General features: G+C 46.6%; 2 tRNA genes. Both read right to left on the reverse strand.

The window, feature by feature from the left end:
• Positions 1-19 precede the first annotated feature (19 nt).
• A tRNA-Glu gene (locus tag HII16_RS16705) sits at positions 20-95 on the reverse strand.
• Positions 96-227: 132 nt separating this feature from the next.
• Positions 228-303 (reverse strand) — tRNA-Glu (locus HII16_RS16710).
• Positions 304-313: the final 10 nt, after the last annotated feature.

Below are 313 nucleotides of genomic sequence, written 5' to 3' on the forward strand. Positions count from 1 at the left end.
CTTTAAGCACTTAAAAAAGTGGCATCCCGTAGGGGATTCGAACCCCTGTTACCGCCGTGAAAGGGCGGTGTCCTAGGCCTCTAGACGAACGGGACGCAAAATTGCTTGTTGTGTGAATATTTAACCTCTCAAAGAAAGATCAAACACTAACACCTTATGCAACAATCGCTTTGTTCAAAAAGCGGAGTATTCTCAAAGAGAATACTGAAACCTAAGATTTAAAAAAGTGGCATCCCGTAGGGGATTCGAACCCCTGTTACCGCCGTGAAAGGGCGGTGTCCTAGGCCTCTAGACGAACGGGACACAGAAATCG

The sequence above is a fragment of the Thalassotalea sp. Y01 genome (assembly GCF_012932945.1).
GTDB lineage: Bacteria > Pseudomonadota > Gammaproteobacteria > Enterobacterales > Alteromonadaceae > Thalassotalea_A.